Raw genomic sequence first — 13066 nt, forward strand, 5'->3', positions numbered from 1 at the left:
GCCCCTCCCTCCTCCTCTGGATTCAACATGACTGGTAGTTACAGTCAGAGCCTGGTCGCCATCTCGTTGCTGGTGGCCATGCTGGCATCGTATACCGCGCTGGATATGGCCGGCCGCCTGGCCACGGCCCAGGGCCGGGTCGCCCGCTGGTGGCTGGCCGGCGGTGCCGCCGCGATGGGCCTGGGCATCTGGTCGATGCACTTCATCGCGATGCTGGCCTTCAAGCTGCCGGTTCCGGTCGGTTACGACCTGGCGATCACCCTGTATTCGCTGGCGGTGTCGATCGGCGCGTCGGCCTATGCGCTGTGGCTGGTGTCGCGCCCCAGCCTGCCGTTGCAGTGGCTGGCCGCGGGTGCGGTGCTGATGGGACTGGGTATCGCCGCCATGCACTACCTGGGCATGGCCGCCATGCGCATGCAGCCCGGTATCGATTACCACCCCGGCTGGTTTGCCGCGTCGATCGCAGTGGCCATCGCTGCCGCCGGTGCAGCGTTGTGGATTGCCTTCCGGCTGCGCGTGGAACAGCGCAACACGGTGCGCCTGCGGATGCTGGCGTCGCTGGTGATGGGCCTGGCCATCGTCGGCATGCACTACACCGGCATGGCCGCCGCGCGCTTCCCGCCAGGCAGCGTCTGCGGCGCGATCGGCAGCGGCGGCATCGATCCCCGCTGGCTGGCAGTGCTGGTGATCGTGACCACCCTGGCCACGCTCGGCATCGCCCTGGTGGCCTCGCTGTTCGACCGCCAGATGCGCGTGCGCACCGGCCTGCTGGCCGATTCCCTGGCGCACGCCAACGACAAGCTGATCCAGGCCGCACTGCACGACCCGCTGACCCAGCTGCCGAACCGCATGCTGCTGCAGGATCGCATCGAGCAGGCCATCGAGAAGGCGCAACGCCGCCAGCAGTCGGTGGCGGTGATGTTCTGCGACCTGGATGGCTTCAAGGCCGTCAACGATGCCTATGGCCACCAGCTGGGTGACCGCCTGCTGGTCGCGGTGGCCCAGCGCCTGGGCGCGCAGCTGCGCCCGCAGGACACCCTCGCCCGCCTCGGCGGCGACGAGTTCGTGATCGTGCTGGCCATCGATACGCCTGACGATGCGGTGGTGGTCGCCGAGCGGGTGATCGCCGCGGCCGGTGAACCGTTCGTGCTGGACGCGGCCGAGCTGCAGGTCACCGCCAGCCTGGGCATTGCCCTGTATCCGGACGATGCCAGCGACGAACGCGAGTTGATGGCACATGCCGATGCGGCGATGTACCACACCAAGGAAACCGGCCGGAACGGCTACACCTTCTTCATTCCCTCGATGCAGCTCAGTGCCAACCGCCAGCTGCGGCTGCTGCAGGACCTGCGCAAGGCGATCGCGCGCAACGAGCTGCTGCTGCACTACCAGCCGAAATTCCCGGCGGCCGATGCACCGGCCACCGGCGCCGAGGCGCTGCTGCGCTGGCAGCACCCGGAACTGGGCCTGCTGGCGCCGGACGTATTCATTCCCATCGCCGAGCGCAGCGGCCTGATCCTGCCGATCGGCGACTGGGTGCTGGACCAGGCCTGCGCACAGCTGCGCGCCTGGCATGACAGCGGATACAGCGACTGGACGATGGCGGTGAACCTGTCGCCGCTGCAGTTCGCCTCGCCGGCCCTGCTGGAGAGCGTGCGTTCGGTACTGGAACGGCATCGCATCGACCCGGCGCGGCTGACTTTGGAGATCACCGAAACCACGGCGATGAAGGACGTCGAGGCCAGCCTGGCCATTCTCAACGACCTGACCGCGATGGGCGTGCACATCGCCATCGATGATTTCGGTACCGGTTATTCCAGCCTGCTGTACCTCAAGCGCATGCCGGCCACCGAACTGAAGATCGATCGTGCGTTCGTGCATGACCTTGAACGCAATGACGAGGATTCGGCCATCGTGTCCTCGATCATCGCGCTGGGCCGTACCCTGCAGCTGCAGGTGGTGGCCGAGGGCGTGGAGACCCAGGCCCAGCGCGACTACCTGAGCGAGCTGGGCTGCGACCAGCTGCAGGGTTACCACCTGGGGCGGCCGATGGAGGCCGAGGAATTCCTGCGCAAGGTGGGGTGAGAGGCAACCGCATCCACGCATGGCGAGGATCTACTGCATCCTCCGGGTGCATTGAGCGGCAACCGCATCCACGCATGGCGTGGATCTACTGCTTCCTCCGGTGCATTGAACGCGACAACCGCATCCACGCATGGCGTGGATCTACTGCATACCCCGGATGCATTGAGCGGCAACCGCATCCACGCAACAAACAGAAAGGCCGCCCGGGGGCGGCCTTTCTGCGTGGCAACGTCGCGAAGACGTCAGTGCATCATGTGCACGTTCATGTTGTGCATGACCCACAGGGTACCGACCACGATGATGCCGATCACCACCACGGTGAAGGCCGCAGCGTTGACGTTCCAGCGGCTCTCCGACGAGCGGTCCAGGTGCAGGAAGAACACCAGGTGGACCAGCATCTGCAGCACCGCGGTGATGGCGATCACCACACCGTTGACGGTACGCGAGAAATCACCCGACATCACCATGTAGAACGGGATGACGGTCAGCACCACCGCCAGCACGAAGCCGATCAGGTACGACTTCACGGTGCCGTGGCTTTCGCCGCCGGCGGCGTGGTCGTGTGCATGGTTGTCATGTGCCATTACAGCGCTCCATTGAGGTAGACGACGGAGAACACGCCGATCCAGATCAGGTCCAGGAAGTGCCAGAACAGGCTCAGGCACGCCATGCGGGTCTTGTTGGTCGGGGTCAGGCCGTACTTCTTCAGCTGCACGAACATCACCAGCAGCCACAGCAGGCCGGCGCTGACGTGCAGGCCGTGGGTACCGACCAGGGCGAAGAACGCCGACAGGAACGCACTGCGGTCCGGACCGTAGCCCTGATGGATCAGGTGCTGGAATTCATAGACTTCCATGCACATGAAGCCGAAGCCCAGCAGCCAGGTGATGCCCAGCCACAGGAACATCTGGCCGACCTGCTTGCGGTGCATGGAGATCATGCCCAGGCCGAAGGTCAGCGACGAGGTCAGCAACAGCGCGGTTTCCCACGCCACGAACGGCAGCTCGAACAGATCCTTCGCGCCGGGGCCGCCATCGGTGCCGCCGGCCAGCACCACGTAGGTGGCAAACAGCGAGGCGAAGATGAGGCAGTCGCTCATCAGGTACACCCAGAAACCGAAGACGGTATTGCCGCCGGTGTCGTGGTGCTCGTGGTCGTCATGGCCATGGGCCGCCGCGTGTGCGGCGTGCCCGTGGCTCAGGGTCGAGGTATTGGTGCTCATGCCTTCAGCTCCGACTTCACCAGGCCCTGGGCTTCCAGGTGCTTGCGGTGTTCGTTCTCGATGCGTTCCACCTCGGCAGCCGGGACCCAGTAGTCCACGTCCTGGTCGAAGGTGCGGTAGATGAACGTGGCGATCATGCCGACGAAGCCGATGATGGCCAGCCACCAGATGTGCCAGATCATCGCAAAGCCGAACACCAGGCTGAAGGCGCCGATGACAACGCCGGTGCCGGTGTTGCGCGGCATGTGGATGTCGGTGTACTTGGCCGGCTTCGGCCAGGCTTCACCACGCTGCTTGCGCTCCCAGAAATCGTCCAGCTCGGTGACGTCCGGCAGGGTGCCGAAGTTGTAGAAGGCCGGCGGCGAAGAGGTTTCCCACTCCAGCGTACGGGCATCCCACGGGTCGCCGGTCAGGTCGGCGGTCTTCTTGCGGTCGCGGATCGACACGGCCACCTGGATGATCTGGCACAGGATGCCGGCACCCACGATGAAGGCGCCCACAGCGGCCACCAGCAGGAACGGCTCGTAGGCCGGGTTGACGGTGCTCTGCAGACGACGGGTCATGCCCATGAAGCCCAGCACGTACATCGGCATGAAGGTCACATAGAAGCCGATGAACCAGCACCAGAACGCGCACTTGCCCCAGAACTCGTTGAGGCGGAAGCCGAACATCTTCGGCCACCAGTAGGTGATGCCGGCGAACATGCCGAACACCACGCCGCCGATGATGACGTTGTGGAAGTGGGCGATCAGGAACAGGCTGTTGTGCAGCACGAAGTCGATGGCCGGGATCGCCAGCATCACGCCGGTCATGCCGCCGATGGTGAAGGTGACCATGAAGCCGATGGTCCACAGCACGGGCGTGGTGAACTGCACGCGACCGCGGAACATGGTGAACAGCCAGTTGAAGATCTTCACGCCGGTGGGGATGGAGATGATCATCGTCGTGATGCCGAAGAAGGCATTGACGTTGGCACCCGAGCCCATGGTGAAGAAGTGGTGCAGCCACACGATGAACGACAGCACGCCGATGCAGGCGGTGGCGTAGACCATGCCCTTGTAGCCGAACAGGGCCTTGCGCGAGAAGGTCGCGATGACCTCGGAGAACACGCCGAAGGCCGGCAGCACCAGGATATAGACTTCCGGGTGGCCCCAGATCCAGATCAGGTTGATGTACAGCATGGCGTTGCCGCCACCGTCATTGGTGAAGAAGTGCGTACCCAGGTAACGGTCCAGGGTCAGCAGCACCAGGGTGATGGTCAGCACCGGGAAGGCGGCGACGATCAGCACGTTGGTCACCAGAGCGGTCCAGGTGAAGACCGGCATCTGCATGAGCTTCATGCTCGGGGTGCGCATCTTGAGGATGGTGATGAAGAAGTTGATACCACTCAACGTGGTACCCAGACCCGCCACCTGTAGTCCCCATATGTAGTAGTCCATACCTACATTGTTGCTGTACTCGATGCCCGACAGTGGCGGGAACGCCAGCCAGCCGGTAGCGGCGAATTCACCGATCCACAGCGACAGCATGATCAGCACCGCACCGGACACGAACAGCCAGAAGCTGAGCGAGTTCACGAACGGGAACGCGACGTCGCGCGCACCGATCTGCAGCGGCACGGCCAGGTTCATCAGGCCGGTAATCAGCGGCATCGCCACGAAGAAGATCATGATCACGCCGTGGGCGGTGAAGATCTGGTCGTAGTGGTGCGGCGGCAGGTAACCCTCGGACCCGCCGACGGCGATGGCCTGCTGGGTACGCATCATGATCGCGTCGGAGAAACCGCGCAGCAGCATGACGAAGGCGACGATGATGTACATCACGCCGATCTTCTTGTGATCCACCGAGGTGAACCACTCCTTCCACAGATAGCCCCACAGCTTGAACTTGGTGATCAGGGCCATCACGCCCAGGCCACCCAGCACCGCACCGACCAGGGTGGTCAGCACGATTGGATCGTGGGGGATCGACTCAAGAGAGAGTTTTCCCAACATGTTCATTCTCCCGAACCCATGTGGCCTTCATGGCCAGCGTGTTCGTGTTCTTCGGTGGCATCCAGGTTCTTCCCGGATTCCTTGGCATCATGCGCGTCGCTCGGGGCGTGCCCCTCGTGCGCTTCATGGCTGGACGCATCGGCAGCAGCCGCACCCGCATGGGCATGCTTCATGCCGTAGTGCTTGTTGTCGCCCATGTGCTTGGCGATGACCCAGTCGAACAGGTTGTCTTCAACCTTGCCGAAGTAGGTGACCGGGTACCACTCGGAATTCTTCGCCTCGCCCAGCGCCTTGAACGAGGCCTTGTCCAGGCTCTGCTCGCCGGCACGGACCTGGTCCAGCCACTGGCGGTACTGCGCATCGGTGACCGAGTAGGCAGTGAAATGCATCTTGGCGAAGCCTGCACCGCTGTAGTGCGAGGACATGCCCGGGAATTCACCCAGCTCGTTGGCGATCAGGTGGAGCTTGGTCTCCATCGCCGCCATCGAATAGATCATGCTGCCCAGGTGCGGGATGAAGAACGCATTCATCACCGTATCGGAGGTGATCTCGAAGTTCAGCGGGGTGTTGACCGGGAACTTGATCTCGTTGACGACCGCGACCTTCTCTTCCGGATAGATGAACAGCCACTTCCAGTCCAGCGAGATCGCCTGGATGGTGACCGGCTTGACGTCCGATTCCAGGGGCTTGTACGGATCCAGCGCGTGCGAGGACCGCCAGGTCAGCACCGCCAGGACCAGCACGATCATGCAGGGGATCGACCACACCACCACCTCGATCGCCGTCGAGTGGGACCACTTCGGCTCGTAGCGGGCCTTGGTGTTGGAGGCGCGATACTTCCACGCGAAGGTCAGGGTCATGATGATGACCGGGATGACGACCAGCAGCATGAGCACGGTGGCCGTGATCAGCAGTGTCTTTTCATCCTGGCCGATCTGGCCCTTCGGACTGAGGATGGCCACGGCATCGCAGCCGGTGAGCATCACCAGCAATGCGAGCAGCAGGCCCGGGCGCAACCAGCGCCCAAGGGTTTTCAACGGAATCATCGGTCGATCCAATTGCGAGGGAATGCCGTTCCCCGTCCTGCCCGCACCGGCCAAAGCCGGGCCCACCCGTCCAGAAGACAGGCAGGTGAGGTGGGGTCGAGTCAGCCTTTCAATTTTAGGCCGTCACCCACCATTTAAGAAAGGCATTGACAATGATCAGGCGCAGGAAAGGCCCGGATCTGGATGCGACACGTTGTCGCACCGCGCCATTGCGGCAGGCAGAACGCACGGGAACGGCAGCGCAGCATCGGCCACGAGGCCGACGAGGCCCCTCGTTCGGCACAGTCGACTGAACATGTTCAGCCACGCTCTGCCCCAATGTCGGGCGAGGTTGGCGGTGTTGTCGCGATCGACGCGGGCTGGCGGCGAGTGCGGGGGCTGCGCCGCAGAAGCGCTGCATGACGCATCCAGCTGCCCGGCGCGCTGCGCGCCCCGGGAAACGCCTTGAAGGGCGGGCGTTTCGGGGCAACCGCGCGCATGCCAAAATAGGCGGGAAGCGTAGGACATCACTGACCGCACCTGCTCCACAAGTGGCAGCAGCGGCGGGGATGTGCACACCATGGCATGCCACTGAAAACGAGTGGCCGGGTCGGCAAACCCGATTACTGCTGGTTGTTTACGCTTGTCAGCCGGCGCCACCTCTGCGTGGCGCCGGCTGGCAATCCGTTCGCGTTCCATGGCGGGCGGTGCGTGGGGGTGCGTGCTTGCATGCGCCCGCCGGGTTCCAGCAGTAACCGGTTTTTGCCGCCACGCATCGTCCGCCACCTCTCCCGGTGGCGCTGCTGTCTGTCCTGCACGGAGCACTGCCATGCACGCATCGGAATATCTTGAACTGAATGCCCGCCATGACCCGGCCAATGCCGAGAGCCTGGGCGAGCCTGGAGCGGACCCCACCGCCTTCGTCTCCACGCTGCGCAGCATCCAGGCCGGCGCCGCCGCCGATGGGCGCCCGTGGCCGGAAACCTACCTGCGGCCAGGGCGCCGCATGGCGCTGGCCGACGCCGACTGCGCGCTGGCCGGCCTGACCGTGGTGCAGGAGATGCTGTTGGCGGCCGAACGCACCCGGCAGAACGGCCCTTCCCACGAATACGTGGGCGAGCGCGCGATGGAGGGCATGATGATGGCCTGCCTGGCCCTTACCGCCCAGGTCACCGCCTGCCTGCACGTGCGCAGCTAGTGTTCGGCCGGTTCGGCAGGCGGGCGTTGGCGTGGGCCGCCTTGTTGATGATCGTGGCACTGGGCCCGCTAGTCGCGCACAGCTATCGGCCGGAGGCCCGCATCAACGTCACGACCTATCGGGAGTTTTCCGATCTGGAGTTTCTGCAGCTGCAGGAGGATCTGCGCGTGCAGTTGCAGCGGGAAAGCGTGGCGGGGATGGCGGAACTCAACATGGTCAGCGCGGCGACGTATTTCGAGATCCGCCAGGATGCCGAGCCCGTCATTCTGGTGGACAACTCGGCAGGGCGTTTGCTGGTGATCGCGTTCGGGCAATAGCGCGGGTTGGTTCTGGGATCGCCTCCGGTCAAGCTGCGTGGGCCGGATCATTCCAAGGTCTGCGGTGTTCCCGCGCTGCCCGCCATGGGCTGTCACTACTGAAAAGGCGGGTCAGCGGTCGTGCCGTCCAAACAATAAAGCCCCGACCAAGGCCGGGGCATTCATGCAACGGGTGGCGGAAACGGGAGTCGAACCTACGAGCAGCTGCTTATGACTCCAGATCAACGACTCCTCAGTTACTGGGTGCATGAGTTTGATCAGCGATAGAGCCGACGAAATCGATGATCTCTTCGATCTCGTCGCCTCGTTGATTAGGCTCATCGTCAGTTCCCAAGCCGGTCTCCGAGAACTCTTGCAGCAATATGTCGATCAGCAACTCGCGGTGGTGCTCGGCAAGGTGTTCGACGCCGCCTTCAGGCAACTGAAATCTGCGCTTCGCTGCGATTTCGACCAACAGCGAATGCAGACGGGAGGAGATATGCAGCGTCATTTCACTTCACCTTAGGGTCTATCAACCCATTGGGTATTCATAGCACAGGAATGGCCGGCTGCGGTTTCCAGGTCAGGAACGGCACTAGGACCTAAGCGCCTGAGAAGCCGCTGGGGCGAGTGGGTCGCGCGGCTCGAAAATCCTGGGCTGCCAGCCATGGGCTGGCACTACTGGAGGACCACGCGTTCCGCCGGGCATGGCCCGGCGCTACCAGAGCACAAAAAAGCCCCGGCCAAGGCCGGGGCTTTTGCTGAAACTGGTGCCGGAAATAGGAATCGAACCTACGACCTACGCATTACGAACCCAGCCTAGCACTGCCTAGATTGGACGCCAAGACGCTACCGCCACGATCAAAGCGCACCCGGCGCGTGCTGGGCCAGCGAACTCTAAGCGCGGTGTAAGCCCCCGGAACAACCACGACCGAATTCCTATTCATGGTGAAAGAGAGGTCGATAACACTGACTGACACCTGAATGATACAGTTACCTTCCCAAGGGCGATTAGCAATGGAGGCGACGTGGTCATTGACTCGGACGAAGCAGCTTGGCGGCTCTTGGAGAGGCTAATGTCAGGGGCACCCGCCAGCCCTCCCAAATTCAGGGTATGGCCGGTACTAGACATAAAGCTCAGTGGCGAGGACTACGAGTCCTCGCTCAATTCCGGCCAAATGTCCGCACTGGTTGATCTCAAAGACGTATTCGGGCGCGCGTACTCAGTCGTGGCTCACGGTGCATATGACATGCGCCGCCTGAAGGCGGAGGAGGACGAACAGCTTCAGTTCACTACAAAAGTGAAAAAGGGCTCTTCAATTCTAGAAACCGACTTTACCCCCCTGGTCAAAGCGTTTTCAAGTGCCGTCGGCTCGAATCCAGAGCTTTCTTTAATCGCAGCCCTTGTATTGGGGCTAACGCTCGTTTCAAGGCCCGTAATTCTAAAACACTATGAGAACAGAGCTAAGCAGCTTGAGATAGAGGATAAGAAGCTACTACTTGCCTCTATCAGACCACAGCAAGGGGACAAAGAGAAGCTTGAACTCTTAGACCGAGCAGTGAGGAAACTGACCTCTCGGTATCCACAATTCTCTCAGGTAGTCCCCGACGCCCGAAGTGCATTCTGGAGATTTGCTGCCTCCTCAGTCGATGCCGAAAGTCTAACCATTGACGGCCTTGTTCTTAGCCAAGAGGACTTGGAGCTCTTGGCAAACAAGAGATCAAGAAGAATTGGTGACAAACAGACGATTCATGAGACCTGCACCGTAAAATATGTTCGAAAGAACGGTGCGCATTACATGGTCGGACTGCAGGGCAAGAACATCTCGCTGAGCGCGAAGTTCATGAAGCCTCAACTCTCAGACACCAAGATTACCAAGCTCTTCAAGCACATGGCGAACGAGGAAAAGATTGAGGTAGAGCTCGAGGTACGAGTCGTAGACAAGGCCAACCTCTCCGGACGATTGATAAAATTCAAGCTCAAAGCGTGAACTATTTCAAAAGCGGCCAGCGGGAATTAATCAAATGATCAACATCGTCCTCGACACCAACGTATACAGAAAGAATCCATTTCGTTCCGACCTACCATTCCAGGCTTTGGCGCGACTAGCTAAAGCCGGCCTAGTGAAGGTCTATCTCCCCTACCTAGTCGAGCGCGAATTTCAAACCTATCGTCGATCCCTGTGCCAGAAAGACATCAGCAGCGCAGAATCCGCACTAAGCTCCCTATTGAAAAAGGAACTGTCACCGACAAGCAAAGCTCTAGTAGAAGCTACGCTCAGCGACATCAAGGAGTACGGGCAGTCGGTACTTGATGACGCAGAGCAGTCCCTACTGATGTGGGCGAATGAGATTGGCGCCATACGACAAGAACTAACATTTGAGCAGTCAAAAAGTGCTCTGGAAGCATATTTCCAAGGCAGCGCCCCCTTGACAGAACCTAAGAAGCGCAACGACATACCGGACTCATTCATATATCAGGCAGTTAAAGCCATACCTGCCACTTCACCTCTCGTCGTGATCAGTGAGGATGGCAAGCTCGCCGACGCCATGTCCCTAATCGAACACGCGAGCACGTTCACTAGTCTGGCCGCATTTATTGAGAAAGAATCGACACAAGCACTGATCGTCGACTTAGACGTGACGGACAAGCTTCCTCAGATTATTTCAATAATTGAACAGCACCAAGCGGAAACCAATGATATCTCATCAGCGATCGAAGGAAAGATCGGGGATAGTTTGGTCAACATCACGATCCACTCTAGCCGGATACCCGATGACAACAACGAAGCTACAGTAAGCGGTTACAACGACGCGGAGGATATTGAGCTTCACTTCGATGACGCGAGCTACTTTGGCAACGGGGAAATCGGCCTCCCATTCAGCCTTTCTTTGTGGGTTTCCGCATACTTCTATATATACAAACCGGACTACTACGCGATGGACTTTGAGTTCAGCGTAACAGACCACAGCGACCATTATTTCCAAGCTGAGGACGAGTTCTTCCTCTCGGTGTCAGGAACCGCAAGGATCTCGGTTCCAATGCCTATCCTTCTCGCTTTAGACGCTGACGAGATCGCAGGTGCGCTCGAAGTGACAATCGATTCTGTCGAGCAGGTCGAGGTCAATTAACGCGTTTGCCAGTGACCATTAGGCAGTGTTCTAGCTGAGTCTAGCAGTACTGATGCAGTTACTCATGGCACCACAGATGGTCAGGCGTCCTTTTGGATCAACGACTTAGCCAACCCCAACTGGCAACCAGGGTGCCGATAAGTGCCTTGTAAGCCAAGTAGCCGTCACTTTGAGCCGATTCGGGCCCGTGAAGCCCCATGGAAAGCCAGGTTGGACTCACACCTACTTTCAAGGCGGACAGCGGCTTGCGGTGTACGCGCCTCGAGACCGAACCTACGTGTAGTACCTCTCATTGACGTTACGGTTGCAGGCGAGACACTTTCGATATGCACCAAAACGCCCAGGACGCTCCCGTCCCAGTAAGCCACCGCATTCGCAAACCAAAGCGCTGCGCCCTTGATCCCAGCGCCAAAGCCTTAGAGTAGCGACAAGTGCAAGGATGACCGATACCGCGATAGCCAACGCAGGGAGCCATCGCGCCATCGCATACACCCCTGTAAGCACCGGACTCTCCCGGAGCATTCCCAACGGCAGCATCAGCAGCAACCCCAGCGCCAAGGCCCCAAGTGCGGGCGCATACATCCTTACCATCATCCACGTCCAACGATCCATGTAGCCGTCCCGCTGATTGTTTTATGCATCCTTGAGCATATCGGTCGCAGGGGATGAGACTTGAAAGGAACACATTCTTTACCGCCCGTACAAGGTCGAAGACCACCGTACGCTTCATACATAGCCACCACGTCACGCGGTTGCAGGCAGGAGCTCGTACACCCTTGTAGAGCTTGAACGGCGCTACGCGCAAAGCGGCTCATGAATGTCTACGGAAGTCTCGCCGGTCCACTCCTCCGAATTCGCGGATCACTCTCAGGACTCCGCATCCGTTGACACTCGATGGAAGTTGACATTCAAGAGCTTGATGAGCGCCTTCGTCTCCTTACCAGGTGCTCTGGTACATATGAGGACCGCATCGCCGGTGGGCACATGTCGCAGCGCTAACTGCTCCGCCCGAAGAATCGCCCTGTATTTGACGCACTGGTAGACACCTCGCATCAACTCAGATTCTGAGCATTTGCTCGTCTTTACCTCCACCGCCAGGCGCTGCCTGCCATTATCAAACAGAACGTCAAGGCGGTCGCCGCTGCTCACCAGCTTCTCGTTCTCGCCCATCTTAAACAAGCCGTAGTCGACTAGTTCCTGCGGATTTTCCCTCACCCAACGCTTGAGCGCTTGATGCTCGCGACTCTCTGGACCTCCCCCTTGCTGGACCTTGGGCAACGGGATCGGCTGGTCGTTCGCATCCACTGGCTTGGCACCCGATCTTGGAGTGAGCATGTTCGCACCGAGCGCCTCCGCTACTTTCTTCCAATCGGGGTAGGTAAATACGTCCTCCATGGCTTGACGAAGGTGTGCCCGCTTTTCCTCTTCAGTGCTCCACTTCTTGCCTTCAAAGTAGGCGGGAGAGATGGTGATCGCGCCATCGCCAGGGTGCCAGGTTTGCTTGTTCACCACGATCACATGGAGCGGAGGGATCGGCGTTTCCCACTGGCCACTTAGCCACTCGATCGCTTGTGCTACGCCGCCGGCAACGGTCCCGTAGAGATCCTTCCGGGGCTTTATGGCGTGGCCGAACTGGTCATGCAGCTCTTGCGCCAGATCGCTGTAGGTATGGGGCTCTCCCTCTTGGGCCCACCGGATCAGTATAGGTAAGGCGTCCGGGATAACCTGCCCCCGCCAGTGGGTTGAAGCGAATGGGGCTTTCGACCAGTCAAAGGGTTCCATTCGGCGCTCCTTGCACGCGTTGGAGCGTCTGAGCATAACGAGCGAATATGCCAAGGAAAAGATGGCAAGTCCCAGCCGGCCCGCGAGCCTTTGTCACGGGCTGAGGGCAGCGCACCGACTCCGGCGGCGGCCATTGCGCGTTGCTTGAACTCAGGCTATAAAGCGAATGCCGGTCGCTAAAGCGCCGGTGCTGTGCCCGTATGCCAAAAGGCTCCGGGTGCCCGAGGTTCTCCTATAGGAGGCACGGGAATCGTATTCTGATTCCGGAGCCCCTATGAGCAAGAAACGCCTCAGATCCCTTCGCGCCGCCAAATTTGAATCACAGTCCGGTC

The 13066-nt window shown here is 60.4% G+C and carries 11 protein-coding genes; 5 read left to right on the forward strand and 6 right to left on the reverse strand.

The window, feature by feature from the left end; translation table 11 throughout:
* Positions 1–27 precede the first annotated feature (27 nt).
* A complete protein-coding gene (locus K5K93_RS06725; protein WP_222390273.1) occupies positions 28–2085 on the forward strand; it encodes a bifunctional diguanylate cyclase/phosphodiesterase in 2058 nt (685 codons plus the stop codon).
* A 242-nt stretch (positions 2086–2327) separates the two neighbouring features.
* Here K5K93_RS06725 and cyoD read toward each other — a convergent pair whose 3' ends face one another.
* Genes cyoD through cyoA form a run of 4 tightly spaced genes read right to left on the reverse strand, consistent with a single transcriptional unit; the run spans position 2328 to position 6347 of the window.
* On the reverse strand, positions 2328–2669 hold the full coding sequence (gene cyoD, locus K5K93_RS06730) for a cytochrome o ubiquinol oxidase subunit IV (protein WP_025873831.1): 342 nt from the start codon (positions 2667–2669) through the stop codon (positions 2328–2330).
* The gene (gene cyoC / locus K5K93_RS06735; protein ID WP_025873832.1) at positions 2669–3307 is read right to left on the reverse strand and encodes a cytochrome o ubiquinol oxidase subunit III; all 639 of its coding nucleotides are present in this window, start codon (positions 3305–3307) and stop codon (positions 2669–2671) included. Before cyoC ends, cyoD begins: the two co-directional genes overlap by 1 nt.
* The gene (cyoB, locus tag K5K93_RS06740; RefSeq protein ID WP_093817877.1) at positions 3304–5301 is read right to left on the reverse strand and encodes a cytochrome o ubiquinol oxidase subunit I; all 1998 of its coding nucleotides are present in this window, start codon (positions 5299–5301) and stop codon (positions 3304–3306) included. Before cyoB ends, cyoC begins: the two co-directional genes overlap by 4 nt.
* A 2-nt stretch (positions 5302–5303) precedes the next feature.
* Positions 5304–6347, reverse strand: coding sequence for a ubiquinol oxidase subunit II (gene cyoA, locus K5K93_RS06745; RefSeq protein ID WP_093817661.1), 1044 nt, complete (start codon positions 6345–6347; stop codon positions 5304–5306).
* 808 nt (positions 6348–7155) lie between these two features.
* Between cyoA and K5K93_RS06750 the strand changes: the two genes are divergently transcribed.
* Complete coding sequence (locus tag K5K93_RS06750; protein WP_222390275.1) at positions 7156–7524, forward strand: hypothetical protein; 369 nt, start codon at positions 7156–7158, stop codon at positions 7522–7524.
* Positions 7524–7841: a hypothetical protein gene (locus K5K93_RS06755; protein ID WP_222390277.1), complete on the forward strand. Its 318-nt coding sequence runs from the start codon at positions 7524–7526 to the stop codon at positions 7839–7841. The genes K5K93_RS06750 and K5K93_RS06755 overlap by 1 nt, the downstream gene beginning before the upstream one ends.
* A gap of 232 nt (positions 7842–8073) precedes the next feature.
* Here the strand turns inward: K5K93_RS06755 and K5K93_RS06760 are convergent, their stop codons facing one another.
* Positions 8074–8331 (reverse strand): hypothetical protein, encoded by a 258-nt coding sequence (locus tag K5K93_RS06760; protein WP_222390279.1) that lies wholly within the window; start codon positions 8329–8331, stop codon positions 8074–8076.
* 517 nt (positions 8332–8848) lie between these two features.
* Between K5K93_RS06760 and K5K93_RS06765 the strand changes: the two genes are divergently transcribed.
* Positions 8849–9811, forward strand: coding sequence for a hypothetical protein (locus K5K93_RS06765; protein WP_222390281.1), 963 nt, complete (start codon positions 8849–8851; stop codon positions 9809–9811).
* 34 nt (positions 9812–9845) lie between these two features.
* A complete protein-coding gene (locus tag K5K93_RS06770; protein WP_222390283.1) occupies positions 9846–10952 on the forward strand; it encodes a PIN domain-containing protein in 1107 nt (368 codons plus the stop codon).
* Between the two features lie 867 nt (positions 10953–11819).
* Here K5K93_RS06770 and K5K93_RS06775 read toward each other — a convergent pair.
* Complete coding sequence (locus tag K5K93_RS06775; RefSeq protein WP_222390285.1) at positions 11820–12734, reverse strand: hypothetical protein; 915 nt, start codon at positions 12732–12734, stop codon at positions 11820–11822.
* Between the last annotated feature and the right edge of the window lie 332 nt (positions 12735–13066).

The sequence above is a fragment of the Stenotrophomonas sp. DR822 genome (genome assembly GCF_019793815.1).
Classification (GTDB): domain Bacteria; phylum Pseudomonadota; class Gammaproteobacteria; order Xanthomonadales; family Xanthomonadaceae; genus Stenotrophomonas; species Stenotrophomonas indicatrix.

Excerpts from the sequence above, each read along its gene's own strand:
- K5K93_RS06725 (WP_222390273.1), top strand. The coding sequence starts at position 28 with ATGACTGGTAGTTACAGTCAGAGCCTGGTCGCCATCTCGTTGCTGGTG.
- cyoD (WP_025873831.1), bottom strand. The coding sequence starts at position 2,669 with ATGGCACATGACAACCATGCACACGACCACGCCGCCGGCGGCGAAAGC.
- cyoC (WP_025873832.1), bottom strand. The coding sequence starts at position 3,307 with ATGAGCACCAATACCTCGACCCTGAGCCACGGGCACGCCGCACACGCG.
- cyoB (WP_093817877.1), bottom strand. The coding sequence starts at position 5,301 with ATGTTGGGAAAACTCTCTCTTGAGTCGATCCCCCACGATCCAATCGTG.
- cyoA (WP_093817661.1), bottom strand. The coding sequence starts at position 6,347 with ATGATTCCGTTGAAAACCCTTGGGCGCTGGTTGCGCCCGGGCCTGCTG.
- K5K93_RS06750 (WP_222390275.1), top strand. The coding sequence starts at position 7,156 with ATGCACGCATCGGAATATCTTGAACTGAATGCCCGCCATGACCCGGCC.
- K5K93_RS06760 (WP_222390279.1), bottom strand. The coding sequence starts at position 8,331 with ATGACGCTGCATATCTCCTCCCGTCTGCATTCGCTGTTGGTCGAAATC.
- K5K93_RS06770 (WP_222390283.1), top strand. The coding sequence starts at position 9,846 with ATGATCAACATCGTCCTCGACACCAACGTATACAGAAAGAATCCATTT.
- K5K93_RS06775 (WP_222390285.1), bottom strand. The coding sequence starts at position 12,734 with ATGGAACCCTTTGACTGGTCGAAAGCCCCATTCGCTTCAACCCACTGG.